10 protein-coding genes and 1 pseudogene are annotated in these 16,378 nt (G+C 66.8%); 6 read left to right on the forward strand and 5 right to left on the reverse strand.

All coding sequences use genetic code 11. The features are described 5' to 3' along the window. Positions 1 to 200 precede the first annotated feature (200 nt). The gene (locus AB4Y42_RS05610) at positions 201 to 1,799 is read left to right on the forward strand and encodes an L-lactate permease (RefSeq protein WP_368693595.1); all 1,599 of its coding nucleotides are present in this window, start codon (positions 201 to 203) and stop codon (positions 1,797 to 1,799) included. Between the two features lie 101 nt (positions 1,800 to 1,900). Here the strand turns inward: AB4Y42_RS05610 and bamC are convergent, their stop codons facing one another. Further along, entirely contained in the window at positions 1,901 to 3,139 is a 1,239-nt protein-coding gene (bamC, locus tag AB4Y42_RS05615) for an outer membrane protein assembly factor BamC (RefSeq protein ID WP_368693596.1), read from the reverse strand. A gap of 388 nt (positions 3,140 to 3,527) precedes the next feature. On the opposite strand from bamC, the gene AB4Y42_RS05620 reads away from it, so the two are divergent. Further along, the gene (locus AB4Y42_RS05620) at positions 3,528 to 4,004 is read left to right on the forward strand and encodes a DUF2844 domain-containing protein (RefSeq protein ID WP_368686258.1); all 477 of its coding nucleotides are present in this window, start codon (positions 3,528 to 3,530) and stop codon (positions 4,002 to 4,004) included. Then, on the forward strand, positions 4,001 to 5,281 hold the full coding sequence (locus AB4Y42_RS05625; protein WP_368693597.1) for a DUF3443 domain-containing protein: 1,281 nt from the start codon (positions 4,001 to 4,003) through the stop codon (positions 5,279 to 5,281). Before AB4Y42_RS05620 ends, AB4Y42_RS05625 begins: the two co-directional genes overlap by 4 nt. A 131-nt stretch (positions 5,282 to 5,412) precedes the next feature. Here the strand turns inward: AB4Y42_RS05625 and AB4Y42_RS05630 are convergent, their stop codons facing one another. Next, positions 5,413 to 5,991 (reverse strand): hypothetical protein, encoded by a 579-nt coding sequence (locus AB4Y42_RS05630; RefSeq protein ID WP_368693598.1) that lies wholly within the window; start codon positions 5,989 to 5,991, stop codon positions 5,413 to 5,415. 120 nt (positions 5,992 to 6,111) lie between these two features. Between AB4Y42_RS05630 and AB4Y42_RS05635 the strand changes: the two genes are divergently transcribed. Next, positions 6,112 to 7,854 carry a VRR-NUC domain-containing protein gene (locus tag AB4Y42_RS05635; RefSeq protein WP_368693599.1) on the forward strand — a complete coding sequence of 581 codons (1,743 nt, stop codon included), beginning with the start codon at positions 6,112 to 6,114 and terminating at the stop codon, positions 7,852 to 7,854. Continuing rightward, positions 7,851 to 10,147: pseudogene (locus AB4Y42_RS05640) on the forward strand (ATP-dependent DNA helicase). The gene AB4Y42_RS05635 and the pseudogene AB4Y42_RS05640 overlap by 4 nt, the downstream one beginning before the upstream one ends. A gap of 73 nt (positions 10,148 to 10,220) precedes the next feature. On the opposite strand, the gene AB4Y42_RS05645 reads toward AB4Y42_RS05640, so the two are convergent. Beyond that, positions 10,221 to 13,070 carry an AAA family ATPase gene (locus AB4Y42_RS05645; protein ID WP_368686263.1) on the reverse strand — a complete coding sequence of 950 codons (2,850 nt, stop codon included), beginning with the start codon at positions 13,068 to 13,070 and terminating at the stop codon, positions 10,221 to 10,223. On the opposite strand from AB4Y42_RS05645, the gene AB4Y42_RS05650 reads away from it, so the two are divergent. Continuing rightward, positions 13,069 to 13,263: a hypothetical protein gene (locus AB4Y42_RS05650; protein WP_368693600.1), complete on the forward strand. Its 195-nt coding sequence runs from the start codon at positions 13,069 to 13,071 to the stop codon at positions 13,261 to 13,263. The two genes, AB4Y42_RS05645 and AB4Y42_RS05650, sit on opposite strands and share 2 nt — an antisense overlap. Positions 13,264 to 13,558: 295 nt before the next feature. Here the strand turns inward: AB4Y42_RS05650 and AB4Y42_RS05655 are convergent, their stop codons facing one another. Together AB4Y42_RS05655 and xylG are read right to left on the reverse strand one after the other, a co-directional pair. Next, positions 13,559 to 14,758, reverse strand: a complete 1,200-nt coding sequence (locus AB4Y42_RS05655) for a sugar ABC transporter permease (RefSeq protein ID WP_368686264.1) — start codon at positions 14,756 to 14,758, stop codon at positions 13,559 to 13,561. After that, positions 14,755 to 16,308, reverse strand: a complete 1,554-nt coding sequence (gene xylG, locus AB4Y42_RS05660) for a D-xylose ABC transporter ATP-binding protein (protein WP_368686265.1) — start codon at positions 16,306 to 16,308, stop codon at positions 14,755 to 14,757. The genes AB4Y42_RS05655 and xylG overlap by 4 nt, the downstream gene beginning before the upstream one ends. Between the last annotated feature and the right edge of the window lie 70 nt (positions 16,309 to 16,378).

Genomic DNA, 16,378 nt, shown 5'->3' on the forward strand with positions numbered 1-16,378 from the left:
GCGCCGCAAAACAGTGCCGGACCGTACTTTCCCTCCTTGACGCTCCCGTGTCGTTATCTATCCTCCAAGTGGGCTAGCGGGGATTGAAGCACCGCCTTAACTCGGCCACCTGGCCGCGCACTGAACTCCACAGCCGACGACGCGCCCCGGCGCACGCTGTCACTGCTGCGCCGATAACGAACCAGCATAAAGGAGACGTGATGTTCCACCAGCTGTTGACCCCCATCGGCAATTCGCTGCTGTTTTCGTTTCTGATCGCCGTGCTGCCGATTCTCACCGTGCTCGCCCTGCTCGGCTGGGCGCGGCGGCCCGCATGGCAAGCCTCGCTAGCGGGGCTCGTAGTCGGTCTGATCGTCGCGATCGGCGGCTGGCAGTTTCCGGTCAATCTCGCGATCAGCTCGGTGCTCGCGGGCGTGGTGTTCGCGCTCTGGCCGGTGATGTGGATCGTCGTCACCGCGATCCTGCTCTACAACATCGCGCTGCGCTCAGGCCGCTTCGCGGCCTTTCGCATGTGGCTGCTCGACAATCTGCCCAACGACCGGCGCATCGTGCTCGTCGTGGTCGGCTTCTCGTTCGGCGCCCTGTTCGAAGGGATTTCCGGCTTCGGCACGCCGATCGCTATCACAAGTTCGCTGCTCATCATGCTCGGCTTTCCGACGCTCGAGGCGCTGACCTTCACGCTGATCTTCAACACGGCGCCGGTAGCGTTCGGCGCGCTCGGCGTGCCGATCACCGTGCTCGGCGCAGTCACGCACCTGCCCTCCGATCTGCTCGGCCAGATGGTCGGCCGCCAGTTGCCGTTCTTCGCGTTGCTGCTGCCGTTCTATGTCATCGCGATCTACGCGGGCATGGGCGGCATGCTGCGCATCTGGCCGGTGCTGCTCGTCTCGGGCGGCAGCTTCGCCCTCACGCAGTTCGTCACCGCCAACTTCATCAACTACAGCCTCACCGACGTGCTCTCGTCGCTCGTCTCGCTGATCCTCACCATCCTGTTCCTGCGCGTGTGGAAGCCCGCGTCCGATCCGCGCTTCGCCATCAAGGTCGATCGCGCGAAGGAAGCGCGCGGCGCCGTGCGGGGCGCTCAGGGCTGGTATCCGTGGATCATCGTCGCGGCCGTCGTGATCATCTGGACCGTCGCGAAGGTCTTCACGATCGGCGAGGTGAAAGTGCCGTGGCCGGGCCTCGACAAGGCCGTCTACATCACGCTCTACAACACGCCCTATGGCGCGATCTGGGACTTCCAGCCGCTCGCCACCGGCACGGCGATTCTCGTCGCGGCGATCATCACCGCATTCGTCGTGCGCCTGAAGCCCGCCGATTTCGGCGTCGCGATCGTCGATACCTGGGTGCAGACGCGCATCGCCATCCTCACGGTCGCGACGATCGTCGGGCTCGCGTTCCTGATGAACTACTCGGGGCTCACGTATACGCTGGGTCTCGCGGTGTCGTCGGTCGGCGCCTTCTTCCCGCTCGTTTCGGCCTTCCTCGGCTGGGTCGCGGTGTTCCTCTCAGGCAGCGACACCTCGGGCAACGCGCTGTTCGGCAACCTGCAGGTGGTGGCCGCGAAACAGCTCAACCTCAATCCGATCCTGATGGCGGCGACCAACTCGTCGGGCGGCGTGATGGGCAAGATGATCTCGCCGCAGAACATCGCGACGGGCGTCGCCACCACGGACCTGAAGGGGCAGGAAGGTATTGTGTTCGCGAAGACGTTCAAGCACTCGATCCTGTTGACGGTGCTGCTCGGCATCCTCGTGTGGCTGCAGCAGAACGTGCTCACCTGGATGATCCCGCACTGAGTATGGCGCGCGGGCATGAAAAAACCCACCTGCGCGGGCAAGCGCAGGCGGGTTTTTCTTTTGCAGTCTTGAGCCAGACTACGCTGGCTCAGGCGCAATGCTTAGTGCAGTTCGTCGACCACGAGGCTCATGATCTCCTGCGCCGGGCGCGACGAGTCGATCTGGCCGCTGTCGTCCACGATCGCGACGCGCGTCTGGTTGTCGGTCACGGCGCGCACGTTGAGCTTGTACTGCTTCGCGGTCTTTTCCTTGCGGCCGTGGAAGATCTGGTTCCAGAAGCCCTGCTCGTCCGAGCTGTGGTCCTTCGGATCGACGTAGCGCACGTAGTAGATGCCCTTCGTGCGGTCGCGATCGTCCACCGTGAAGTTGGCGCGATCGAGCGCGATGCCCACGCGCACCCACGCGCGGTCGTACGGCTCGCCGAGCGTGAGCTCCGACGAGGTGTACTGGCCAGACGTGCCCTGCGCGTTCGACGAGCCGCTGCCCGATTGCTGGCCCACGGCTGCGACGTTCTGCGCGGCCATGGCGGCCGCAGCGGCGTCCGGAGCCTTCGACTTCGCGTCGGTGCCCTTGCTGTTGGCCTTGGCGTCGGCTTCGGCCGCGACCTGCGCGTCGGGCACACCCGGCTTCGCGTTCGCGAGCGTCATCATGAGGCGCTTGAGGTATTCGGCTTCGAGCGCGGGATCGTTGGGCTTCGGCACCCACTTGCTGGTGTCGTTGTTGGTGCCCGAGAGCTGTTCGCTCAGACCCTTCTGGCTGATGAACACATAGGTGCCGCCAGTGGGCGACGTTTCGAGGCGCGTGCGGTACTTGTTACGCTCGGCGGTCACGTACGAGTTGCCCGTGGCCCACGAGAGCGTGTTGCGGATGAGGCCGTCGCTGATCTTCGGATGGGTTTCGTTCCAGTCCGTTTCCATCACGCCCTTGTCGCGCTGGTCGACCACGAGCAGGAAGCCCTGTTCCTGCCAGAAGCGGCGCACTTGCGCCCAGACCTGGTCGGGCGTGCGGCTGTCGATCACGAGCCAGCTCTCCGTGCCGTCACGCTGGATATGCATGCCCGGCACCTGCGGAACCACCTGGGCTTCGTCGGACTGCGGCGCGGCGGCCTGGGTCTGCTTGAGGGAAGACAGCGAGGTTTCGCCGCCCTGCGGCGCGAGCGAGCGCTGGTCGGACGCTTCGTCGAGCATGTTCGGCGGCACAGCGAGCGAGGACTGCTTCGCCTTGGCGTCACTACGGTAATCGATCTTGCCCGGCGTCGGCGAGCTGCAGCCGGCGACCAGCCCGCCCGCCATCAGAAGCGCGAGTGCGCGTGCGGCAAGACGTTGATGAAAATCACTCATGTTCGGGTAATCCCTTCGGCTACGCCACGGCCAGTTTCCGTGGATCAACCAAACATTTTACCGGTCCGGCGGCCCGCTGTGCAAAAACCACGGGGTGGCACGCGATCCAGGCCCGGTATCCGCCGCGGCGACGCGCGCCGAAACGCGAGCTCGGCTCCCCAAACCGCCCGCGCCGTAACATTCATCGACATTCGATCCGGCGCAGCCAACCTGCTGAAAAGCCGCCAATTTCCTTTTGGATCAATGCATTAACTCCGCTCCACGCCAAAACGTTGCTTTGCGCTATGCCGCCCTTCCACTCCGGGACGCTCGCAAGAACGACCCTGGTGCTAATTTCATTTCGAAATCTCAAAAAAGAGATTCATAAAAAGCAGGACCGGAGAGCGTCATGAAAACTTGTAATCTCACCCAGGCGGGCCGCGCCGCAGCCTTCGCCTGCGCGCTCAGTTGCCTCGGCTTCACCGCCGTGCCGGCCCGCGCCGCGCTCGGCGACACCGCAGCCGTGCCGGCCGGCGCCGCCCTGCGCAGCGTCGGTGGCGGCGCCGGCCGCGTCGTCAGTTACGTCGACGACAACGGCACGACCATCAACGCCTATGTGGGCAGCGCGACCGGGACGGTCTTCGCGTACACGTGGCAGGGGCCGGCTCAGCCCAACGTGGAGGCGCTGCTGGGCCGTTACGCAGCCGACTGGCGCAGCGCCGCCGCGGCGCTTCACGCCACAGGCCGCAACGGCCTGCATGCCGCGCGCGTGGACGGCGCGCAGGTCGTGGTCGAGACGGCCGGCGGCCATATGCGCGCCTACGCGGGACGGGCATGGCTGCCCGCCGCGCTGCCCGCGGGCGTGAGCGCCGGGGATCTCCAATGAAAGCCCGCCCTCGGCGCCTCGCCCCCCACGCCCTCCTCGCGCTCCTCCCGCTTTGCGCCGCGCTCACGGCTTGCGGTGGCGGCGATGCCGGAACAGCGTCCGCGACCACAGGCGCCACGGCGCCCGCCAGCGTCCCGGGTGTCGCAAGCGCACCGTCGACCACCGGCACGAGCGGCACCGTGCCGCAATCGACCACGCCCAATGTCGTGGCCGTCACGGTCGGCCCGACACCCACCTCGACGCGCAACATGCTGATGACGAGCGTCACGGTCTGCGTGCCGGGCACCGCGGACTGCGCGAGCGTCGACCACGTCCAGGTCGATACCGGCTCGCAGGGCCTGCGCCTGCTCGCTTCGGCGCTGCCGGCGGGCCTCGCGCTGCCCGCCGTGCCAGCCGGCGCGGGGGCCGACATCGCCGGCGAATGCGCCGTGTTCGGCACGGGCTACACGTGGGGCGCGGTGCGCAGCGCCGACGTGAAGCTCGCGGGCGAAATCGCCGCCGCGCTGCCGATCCAGGTGATCGCCGACCCGGCCGTGCCGGCCGCGGCGCCGGCCGGCTGCGCCGGCAGCGGCCTCGCGATGAACAGCGCCGCCACGCTGCGCTCGAACGGCATCCTCGGCGTAGGGCCGTTCAGCGCCGATTGCGGCGTGTCCTGCGTCAGGGCGGCAGTCACGCCGTGGTACTACGGGTGCCCCGCGAGCGGCTGCACGGCGAGCACGCAACCGCTTGCGCAACAGGTCAGCAACCCGGTGGCGGGCTTCGCCACCGACAACAACGGCGTAATCATCGACTTGCCGGCGCTGGCCGACAGCGGCGCGTCCGGGCTGCGCGGGTCGATGATCTTCGGCATCGGCACGCAGGCGAACAACGCGCTCGGCAGCGCAACCGTGCTGCGCGCGAACTCGGGCACGGGCTATGTGAAGACGACGACATCGGACGGCACCGTCTACTCGCTGAGCTATCTCGACACGGGCTCGAACGCGCTGTACTTCAACAGCCCGACGATGACGCGCTGCGGCTTCTGGTATTGCCCGAGTTCGCCTGTCAGCCTCAGCGCGACGATAGCCGGCATCGACGGCGTGGGCGCTCCCGTGACCTTCGCGGTCGCGAGCTCGACGACGCTGCTCGCCACCGGCAACTGGGCCTTCAGCAATCTCGCGGGCTACAACGGTCGCGCGTTCGGCTGGGGACTGCCGTTCTTCTTCGGGAGGCGCGTGTTCACGGCGATCGCCTCGCAGGCCACGCCAGCCGGCAGCGGACCTTTCTTCGCGTTCTGAGCGCGCCGGCGGCCGCCTACGTCTCATCAGTCACAAACGACGAAGGCCTCCTGGGAGGCCTTCATGAGCGCAGATTGCGCCAGCGACGGGTGCCGCCGCAGCCGCGCCACGGCGAGCCGCGTGCGTTCGATTTAGTCGTTCGCGGCGTTCGGGTCGGGCGTGGTCTTCGCGAGCTTCGGCGGCGCGAGCCAGCGGAACGTCGCGAGGCCCGATTCGTTGAAGGTGCACTCCGCAGCCGCCGGCGTGATCGCGGCCTTCTTGATGCCGAGCTTTGCGGCCAGCAGCGCGACCGGCGTAGTCGGCTTGCCCTCCGCCGCGCCGCCCTGGGCGACCGGAGCGGTGGGAACCGAAATCGTGCCGGGCAGCGCTGCCGCCTGCACCGTCGGCGCCGTAACCGTGGTCGCCTCGTTGGCGCCCTGCGCCGCGGTGGACGACGCTGCCGATGCGGCCGAAGCCGCCGAGGCAGACGGCGCCGATGCTGCCACGACGGCCGACGCCGCGCCGTTCTCGAGGCGCCCTTCGACCACCACGCGCGCGCCGCGATACGTCGTCGCGCTATGCGTGACTTTGAGGTCGCCGAGCGTCGTCTCGGCAAGGCGGCTACGCATCGCCTCTTCGCAAGCGCTGGTGTTGCGGTACTGCGCCGCGCATCCCGCGAGCAGGGTGACGGCGGCCGCGAGGCCGGCTAAGCATGCGTTACGTGTGTTCATCGCTCATCCGATTTTCAGGCTGCGGCAATTGTAGCGTACGGGGCGGGGAATCCCTGACGGCGCTCGCGATCACGCGCGACCCTGCTATCATCGCCGCTGTATATCCATACAGTGCCGCGCGTGCTTCCCGACTCTCCCGATCCGTTCTACTACCTCGCCAACTTCGAGCGTGCGCTAGCGTGGCTCGACACGCGCTGCGCCGACCTGTTCGACGACGCCGAGCGCAGCTTCGCCGACGATTTCGCCCAGATGCCGCAGGCGTCGCGCGCGCTCTTCGTGCGCATGCTGATGCGCAAGGGACCCCATTTCCGCGCGAGCCGTCTCGCGTACGACGAGATCGGCTGCCCCCGCGCGGCGGCGGCACCGCTCGTCGCGGCGGGCTGGCTCGACGACGCACCCGCGCTCGATCTCGACGCGCTCGCCGCGCTGGTCACGAAAGCCGAACTGCAGACGCTCGCCCCGCGCCTCGGCATCGCGCTCGAAGCGCGCGCCACACGCTCGGCGATGCTCGAGGCGCTCGATGCACACTATGCCGCCGCACCCGAGCCGCGCGACTGGCAAGCTTGGTTCCCGGCCTCGCCCGACACCGTGCTGCGGTTCGCGAGCGCCCCGCTCTGCGAGCGCCTGCGCCTGATGTTCTTCGGCAACCTGCATCAGGACTGGTCGGAGTTCGTGCTCGCCGACCTCGGCGTCTTTCGCTACGAAAGCGTGCCCTTCGATCGCGCCTCGCGCGCGTTCCAGCGCCGCGAGGACATCGACGCGTATCTGGCGCTGCGCGATTGCCGCGACGGACTCGAGAGCGGCGCGGGGACCCAGGACTTCGACGCTGCCGCTGCCATCGGCGCAACCCTCGAAGCGCTCGACACGCTGGCGCCGCGCACGCAAGCCAACGCGTGGCTGCGCGCTCGCCACGACAAGCTGCGTCACGCCGCGGGGCTCGCAGCCGAGCGCGCGGGCGAAGCCGAACTCGCGTGGCGCGCTTATCTCGACTGCGGTCATCCTGAATCGCGCTATCGCCGCGTGCGCGTGCTCGAACAGCTGAACCGCCGCGAAGAAGCGCTGGCGCTCGCGCAGACCATTGCCGATGCGCCCGCGAACGAAGAAGAAGCGCAGCGCGCGGCACGCACGCTCGGGCGTCTCGCGCGCACGCGGGCGAAGTCGAAGACGAGCGCGGAGCCGGGGTTCGCGCAGCTCGAACTCTCGCTGCCCGCGGCGCCCGGCGCGCTGCGCGTCGAGGAAGCCGCCCGCATCGCGCTCGCCACGCCGCAAGCGCCCGTGTTCTATGTCGAGAACACGCTGATCAACGCGCTCTTCGGCCTGCTCTGCTGGCCCGCGCTGTTCGCGCCGCTGCCGGGCGCGTTCTTCCACCCGTTCCAGCGCGGCCCCGCCGACCTGCAAGCCGCCGACTTCGTCGCACGCCGTGCCTCGCAGTTCGCAGCCTGTCTCGCCGAACTCGAAACGCATGCCTACCGCGACTCGATTCTGCGGCGCTACGCGGAAAAATCCGGCACCCAGTCACCGTTCGTCGCGTGGCCCGCGTTGAGCGACGAACTGCTCACGCTCGCCCTCGACTGCTTCCCCGCCGCCCATCTGCGCCTGTGGTTCGAGCGGCTGCTGCGCGAACCCGTTGCCAACCGTTCGGGGCTGCCCGATCTCGTGCGCTTCTGGCCGCACGAGCGGCGCTACGAACTGATCGAGGTGAAAGGCCCCGGCGACCGTTTGCAGGACAACCAGCGCCGTTGGCTTGCCTATTGCGTGCAGCACGGCATGCCGGTTTCCGTGTTACAGGTGCGCTGGCCCAACCTGCCCGACGCAGCCGACGAAACCGGCGACGGCGTCGCCCAGGCGCCGCGCGCGCCATGAGCTACACCGTCGCCGTCCGCACGCTGTGCGAGTTCACCGCGAAGCGCGGCGACCTCGACTTGCGCTTCACGCCCTCGCCCGACGCAAGCGATGGCCGCGCCGGCCACACGGCCATCGCCGCGCGACGCCCGCCCGGCTACGAGACCGAGATCGCGCTTTCCGGCACGTTCGAGTCGCTCACCGTGCGCGGCCGCGCCGACGGCTACGATCCGGCACGCCGCAGGCTCGAAGAATTCAAGACCTATCGCGGCGACCTCGATGCGATGCGCGAGAATCAGCGCGCGCTGCACTGGGCGCAGTTGCGCGTCTACGGCGCCCTCCTGTGCGACAAACTCGGTCTCGACGCGCTCGAACTCGCTTTGGTGTACTACGACATCGGTTCGGGCCGCGAGACGGCGCTCGTCGAGCAGGCGAGCGCCTCGGAATTGCGCGCCGCGTTCGAAACGCAATGCCGTCGCTTCGTTGCATGGGCCGAGCAGGAAAGCGCACACCGCGCCGCGCGCGACGCCGCGCTTGCCACACTGCGCCTGCCGCATCCGCAGTTTCGGCACGGCCAGCGCGATCTTGCCGAAGCCGTCTGGCGCGCGGCGACACAGGGGCGCTGTCTGCTCGCGCAGGCCCCCACCGGTATCGGCAAGACCATCGGCACGCTCTTTCCGCAGTTGAAGGCTTGCCCGCGCGCGGCGATCGACAAGGTCGTGTTTCTGAGCGCGAAAAGCTCAGGGCGTCAGTTGGCGCTCGATGCGCTAGCTAAGCTGACAAGCACACAAGACGAAGCAAGCGCCGATGCGCAACGAACGCACGTGCCCGTGCGCGTGCTCGAACTCGTTGCGCGCGAGAAGTCTTGCGAGCATCCCGAAGCGGCATGTCATGGCGAATCGTGCCCGCTCGCGCGCGGCTTCTACGACCGTCTGCCGGCCGCGCGTGCCGCGGCGCTCGAACGCGTGCGGCTCGATCGCGCGGCACTGCGCGAGGTGGCGAGCGAGCATGCCGTGTGCCCCTACTACCTTGGCCAGGAACTCGCGCGCTGGAGCGACGTGATCGTCGGCGACTACAACTACTGGTTCGACGTGAGCGCCATGCTGTTCATGCTCGCCGCGCACAACCAGTGGCGCGCGAGCGTGCTCGTGGACGAAGCCCACAACCTCCCCGAGCGCGCCCGCGCGATGTATTCGGCGGAACTCGTGCAAACGCGCATCGACGCCGTGCGCCGCGCCGCGCCGCGAGCGCACCGCTCAAGCGCGCGCTCGCGCGCCTGCAGAAGCACTGGAACGCACAGAACGCCGTCCAGCCGGGCGCCTGGCGCGCGAGCGACACCTTGCCCGAAGGCCTCGTTGCCGCGCTCGGCGACGTGATCGCGGCGATCGGCGACCAGCTCGCCGAACCCGCGCTCGTGCGCGACCCCGAACTCGAGCGCTTCTATTTCGACGCCCTGCACTTCACGCGCATTGCCGAACGCTTCGATACGCATTCGCTCTTCGACGTCACGCCGCTGGCGCATCAGAACGCGCGCCGCCCGCGTTCCACGCTCGCCATTCGCAACATCGTGCCGGCGGATGCATTGCGCCCGCGCATCGCCACGGCACACAGCATTACGCTTTTTTCAGCGACGCTCTCGCCCACGCATTACTACAGCGACATGCTCGGCCTGCCCGCCAACACGGTGAGCATCGACATCGACACGCCGTTTCGCGCCGAGCAGCTCGACGTCCACATCGCCCGCCATATCTCGACGCGTTATAAGGACCGCGAACGTTCGCTCGAAGGGCTGGTTGAGCGCGTGGCCGCGCAATTTGCCGAACGCCCGGGCAACTATCTGTGCTTTTTCAGCAGCTACGACTATCTGCAGCAAGCCGTCGACGCGTTTGCGGCGCGCCATCCAGAGGTCGACGTCTGGATTCAGTCGCGCGCCATGGACGAGGCGGGCCAGCAGGCCTTCGTCGCACGCTTCGTGGAAGGCGGCTGCGGCATCGGTTTCGCCGTGCTGGGCGGCGCGTTCGGCGAAGGCATCGATCTGCCGGGCACGCGCCTCATCGGCACGTTCATCGCGACGCTCGGCATGCCGCAGGTGAACGCCGTGAACGAGGCGATGCGCGCACGCATGGATACGCTCTACGGCGACGGCTTCGACTACACCTACCTGATCCCTGGCCTGCGCAAGGTGGTGCAGGCCGCCGGGCGCGTGATCCGCACCGAGCACGATCGCGGCGTCGTGCACCTGCTGGACGACCGCTTCGCGCAGCCCGGCGTGCGCGCGCTGCTGCCCACATGGTGGCGTATCGCCGCCAGTTAATCTGGATTCCATATCAATCAGAAGGGAAAAAAGCTGGCGCACGTTCCGGTGCGCCAGCCGTCGCTCCACTCAATCAAGCAGGCTTCGCCTTGCCCCCGCCCTTGCCGCTCTTCTTCGGCGGCGGCGGTGGATCGCCTTCCATGTCGTCCGCGGCCATTTCGCTCGCGATTTCGTCGACCGGCGGCGTCGCCGTTTTCTTCGCCTTCTTCGCCGGCTTGTCCTCCTTCACGTCGGGCGGCACGGCGACCTTGCTGATCGTGACTTCTTCGTTCGTCTTGTCGTAGCCGATCTCGACGGTATCGCCGGACTGCAGCGCGTCGCCGAGTATCTCTTTGGCCAGACGCGTTTCCACTTCCTGGCGAATCTGCCGCTTGAGTTCGCGCGCGCCGAACTCCGGCTGATAGCCGGCCTCCACTAGATGATCGACAAGCGTCTGGCCCATATAGAGCGTGATGCCCTGCGCGGCCGCCGTGCGTGTGACGCGCTCGAGCTGGATCTGCACGATCGCGCGGATGTTGTCGCGCGAAAGCGCATGAAACACGATGATTTCATCGATGCGATTGAGGAACTCGGGCCGGAAATGGCCCTTGAGCACCTTCATGAGTTCGGCGCGGATCGTCTTGTCGTCGAGACGCGACTTCTCGGGGCGCTCGAGGTTGTCCATGATGATCGACGCGCCGAGGTTGCTCGTCGCGATCAGGATCGTGTTGCTGAAATCGACCACGCGACCTTTGCCGTCGGTTAGCCGCCCGTCGTCGAACACCTGCAGCAGCACGTTGTAGACGTCGGCGTGCGCCTTCTCGATCTCGTCGAGCAGAATCACGCTGTACGGGCGGCGCCGCACGCGCTCGGTAAGCTGGCCGCCCTCGTCGTAGCCCACGTAGCCCGGCGGCGCGCCGATGAGCCGCGCCACCGCATGACGCTCCATGTACTCGCTCATGTCGATGCGGATGATCGCCTGCTCGTCGCCGAACACGGTTTCCGCCAGTGCCTTGGCGAGCTCGGTCTTGCCCACGCCGGTCGGCCCGAGGAACAGGAAAGTCGCGATCGGCCGGTTCGACTGGCCGAGACCCGCGCGCGACAGGCGCACGGCGTCGCTCACGGCGACCACGGCGTCCTCCTGGCCTACCACGCGTTCGCGCAGCGTCTCTTCCATCTTGAGCAGCTTCTGGCGCTCTTCCTGGGTGAGATCCGCGACCGGAATGCCGGTGAGCCGCGACACGACTTCGGCGATCGACGCCACGGTGACTTCGAGCGTTTCCGAACCCGTCTTGCGCTGCCACGCCTCGGTCAGCTCTTCGAGCTTTTCCTGCTTTTCGTTGATACGCTCCTCGAAACCCTTGGCCTCGTCAAAGCGCTTGCGCGACGCCGCGTAGTCCTGCTCGCGCTTGAGCTGGGCGATCTCCGCTTCGAGTTCCTGCATCTCTGCGGGACGCGAGGTCGAACCGATGCGCACGCGCGCGGCCGCCTGATCGATGAGATCGATCGCCTTGTCGGGCAAGAAGCGCGACGTGATGTAGCGATCCGACAGCTCGGCGGCGGCCACGAAGGCGTCGTCGGCGAAGGTCACCTGATGGTGCGCTTCGAGCTTGTCGCGCAGGCCGCGCAGGATCACGATGGTTTGCTCGACCGTGGGCTCCGGCACGAGCACGGGCTGAAAGCGACGTTCGAGCGCCGCGTCCTTCTCGATGTACTTTTGATACTCGTTCAGCGTCGTCGCGCCGATGAGACTCAACTCGCCGCGCGCCAGCGCGGGCTTCAGCACGTTCGCAATGTCGAGCCCGCCTTCGCCGCCGCCCTGACCCGCGCCGACGATCGTGTGCAATTCGTCGATGAAGAGAATCAACTCGTCGTGCTTCGCGCTCACTTCGTCGATCAGCTGCTTCGCGCGTTCCTCGAACTCGCCGCGGTATTTCGCGCCCGCGACCATCGAATTGATGTTCACCTCCACGAGCCGCTTGCCGCGCAGCACCTCAGGCACGTCGCCATTGACGATGCGCTGTGCGAGCCCTTCCACGATGGCGGTCTTGCCCACGCCCGGCTCGCCGATCAGCACAGGGTTGTTCTTCTTGCGCCGCGCGAGCACCTCGATCGTGCTCTCGATTTCCTGCGCGCGGCCCAGCACCGGATCGAGCTTGCCTTGCCGCGCCATGGCCGTCAGGTCGCGGCCGAACTTGTCGAGCGTGGGCGTGCCCGTGGGCGCATCCACGCGGCCGTCTTCCGCGCCCTTGCCCACTACCTTCACGACCTTCTGACGCAGCGCCTCGGGCGTCACGCCGTACTTCTTGAGCAGCGCGCCCGCAATGCTGTCGGGCACCGCGGCGAGACCGATCAGCAGATGCTCGGGGCCGACGTACGAGTGGCCGAGATCGCGCGATGCCTGAAACGCATATTGAAACGCTTTTTTCAGGCGCGGCGAGATCGTCATCTTGTCGATAGGCGCGTCGGGCGAAGCCGTGCCCTTTTGCGCATGCTGATCGATATAGCCTTTGATGTCCTGCGGCGAGAGCTTCAGCTCCTTCAGGAGTGCTGCGCAAACATCGGTGTCCGCCAGTACGTACAGCAGGTGTTCCGTATCGAGTTCATTGCGCTGCAGTTCATGGGCTTTTTCCGCGGCGCGCTGCAGGATTTCGAGCGTCTGCTCGCTGAACGCATCGGTCGCATCGACGGATTCGCGCGGCACCTCGGCGGCGAGGTCGTGCCCCTCGTCGTCGTGCTCGTCCTCTCCGCCTTGCCCGCCGAAAAAGCGCGACAGGCCGCTGCCGCCCAGCAGCGAATCGAACGGGTTGAGCATGCTTTGGTGACGCATCAATTGGCGGTAGTCGTAGTCGCAGATCGACATGGACTTGCGCTGCCCGTTTTGCACGACAGTCACGCGCGCGACTGCAGGCCGGGAATTACAGATTTCGCAAAGAGTGGGCATGGTCGGCTTGTCTCCGGAGGATCGGAATCGCGCCGCCGAAGCTGGCAAAACGCTGGCACAACCTCGCGGCCTGATTCGGTGCAACGCGAGCGCTCACGCGGCGGTTGCACCAGCAAAGCGACAAATCGGCGAGCACGCGCCGGAGCATGACGACGCGGTGCTGTGGCTGACGATGACCTTGCAGAGGGCATGATTCGCGCGCATCGCGTGCGTACGCCGCCCTGCACGGGTGCGAACGATTGTGGCAGGAAACGATTGCCGGCGCGTCGAACCTGCGCCGTTCAGCGCGAGGTTTTCGATCGGCCACAGCAAAGAAAAAGGGCGGGACATGCGTCCCGCCCTGAGAGCGCGCTCGGGGCGCGCGAGGAGAGCAACTGCACGTGGCAGTCATCCGCGAGAGATCCGTCGCGGTGTCACGCGCGATGCAAGAACACGGTCAAGCATTTCATGGCGCCGGCAGGTTTGCAATCGTATCTGCTGTGCGTTTCTCAGCGGCGGTTCGAGCCCGACACCACATCGATCCACACGGCGAGCACGAGAATGCCGCCCTTCACAATCATCTGCCAATACGCGTCCACGTCGAGCATCGACATGCCGTTGTCGAGGCTCGCCATCACGAGCGCGCCGATCAGCGCGCCATACACGGTGCCGGAACCGCCGCGCATCGACGTGCCGCCGATAAAGCAGGCCGCGATCGCGTCGAGTTCGCCCATCGTGCCCGCCGAGGGCGAACCCGCCGCGAGACGCGCCGTATTGACGATGCCCGCGAACGCACACATGAGGCCCATGAGCGCGAAGATGACGAGCTTCACGCGGTTCGTATTGACGCCCGAAAGACGCGTAGCTTCGAGGTTCGAACCCACCGCGTAGATGCGGCGGCCGAACACGGTTTGCGTGGCGATCCATGTGAAGATACCGAGCAGCGCGAGCAGCAGCAGCACGGGCACCGGAATGCCGCCATAGCTGTCGAGCATCAGCACGAAGGCAAGCAGGATCGCGCCCGCACCGACGATCTTCACGCCGTCTTGCCAGAGCGGCACGACGCTCAGCTGATAGCGCCTGCGGTTCCCACGCTGGCGTACCGTGAGCACGGCGAGCAGCACGAAGAGCGCGAGCGCCAGCACGTCGCCCGCTACGCGCGGCAAGTAGCCCTGGCCGAGAAACACGAAATGATCGGACACCGGCGCAATGGTCGAGCCGCCCGTGATGCCGAGCAGCACGCCGCGAAACGCGAGCATGCCGCCGAGACCCACGATGAACGACGGCACGCGGCGGTACGTCGACCACCAGCCGTTGAAGAGTCCGACGAGCACGCCAAGCGCGAGCACCGCCGGCACGGTCACGCCGATGGGCCAGCCGCGATTCACGTCGAGAATCGCCGCGACGCCGCCGAGCAGGCCCAGCAGCGAGCCGACCGAAAGATCGATCTCGCCCGCGATGATGACGAACACCATGCCGCACGCGAGCATGCCGGTGATCGACATCTGCCGCAGCAGGTTCGACACGTTGCGCGGCGTGACGAACGCGCCATGCGTGAGCAGCGAAAAGAACAGCCAGATTACGGCCACTGCGAGCAGAAGCGCGAGGATCTTGTAGCGCGCGAAGAGTTGCTGAAAACGCATGGCGAAGCCATTGCCGCCTTGCGGCAGGTCTTCGCGTGCGCCTGGGGTCGTGACGTCGGGGGTCATACTGCACTCGCTGTATCGGGTTGGGCGCGCACGCTCTGGATCGCCGCGCCAAGAATGTCTTCCTGCGTGAGGTCGTCATTGACGAAGTCGCCGCGCAACTCGCCCTCGCCGATCACGAGCACGCGGTCGCTGATGCCCAGCACTTCAGGCAGTTCGGACGACACCATCACGATCGCCACGCCGCGTTTGGCCAACTGGAAGATCAGCTTGTAGATCTCGTACTTCGCGCCGACGTCCACGCCGCGCGTCGGCTCGTCGAGGATCAGGACCTTCGGGTCGGTGAGCAGCATCTTGGTGAGCACCGCCTTCTGCTGGTTGCCGCCCGAGAGGCTCGCAATCGACAGCATGGGGTTCGCTGCGCGCACCGACAGGCGCTGCATCTCCGTGCGGATCGTATCGAGTTCGGCGGCCGTGTCGATGCGTCCGCGCCGCGAAAAGCGTTGCAGCACCGAGAGCGTGATGTTGTGGCCCACGCCCAGTTGCGGCACGATGCCGTGGCGCTTGCGGTCCTCGGGCACCATGGCGATGCCCGCGTTGATCGCGTCGAGCGGCGAACGGATTTTCAGCGGCTTGCCTTCGAGCAGGACCGTTGCCGTGCAGGTGCCCGCATACGCACCGAAGATCGCCTGCATGGTTTCCGTGCGGCCGGCGCCGACGAGCCCGGCCACGCCCAGAATCTCACCGCGACGCACCGAGAACGAGACGTCGTCCACGCGCTTGCGGCGCGGGTTCGTCACGTCGTAGCAGGTCACGTTGTGGGCCTCGAACACGACCTCGCCAATGTCGTGCGGCTCGCGCGGAAAGAGATTGCGGATCTCGCGCCCCACCATCTGCGCAATGATGCGGTCGGTGGTGAGCGTCGCCATCGGCTCGGTGGCCACGTGACGGCCGTCGCGAATCACACTCACCGTGTCGCACACGGCTTCGACTTCGTCGAGCTTGTGCGAGATGTAGACGCACGCCACGCCGCGGCGCTTCAGGTCGCGCACGATGTCGAGCAGGATCTTCGTTTCGGCCGCCGTCAGCGAAGACGACGGCTCGTCGAGAATCAGGAGCTTCGCGCGCTTGTTCAGCGCCTTCGCGATCTCGATGAGCTGCTGATGGCCGCCGCCGTAGTTCATCACCGGCTGCGCCACGTTGATGGCGTCGATGTTCAGCTCGCGCAGCAATTCGTCGGCGCGCTGGTACATCGCCGCGTAATTCATGCGCCCGCCCGGCAGCGTGATTTCGTTGCCGAGAAAGATGTTCTCGGCCACCGACAGCTCGGGCACGAGCATCAGCTCCTGGTGGATGATGACGATGCCCGCGCGTTCGGTGTCGCGCACGCTTTGCGCTTCGAGCGGCGCGCCTTCCCAACGGATCTCGCCGCTCCAGGTGCCGTGCGGGTACACGCCCGAGAGCACTTTCATGAGCGTGGATTTGCCGGCGCCGTTCTCGCCGCACAGGCCCACACATTCGCCGGGCCGCACCGTGAGGTCGATGCCGTCGAGCGCTTTCACGCCCGCAAAGGACTTGACGATGCCGCGCATCGTCAGCAAGGGTTCGGTCATACGCTGGTTACTCGCTGCGATGGCCCGCGCGCGCCGCGGTGGCCACATTCGTGGCCATACTCCTGGCGCG

Origin of the sequence: Paraburkholderia sp. EG286B (genome assembly GCF_040965655.1) — a bacterium.
Lineage (GTDB): Bacteria > Pseudomonadota > Gammaproteobacteria > Burkholderiales > Burkholderiaceae > Paraburkholderia.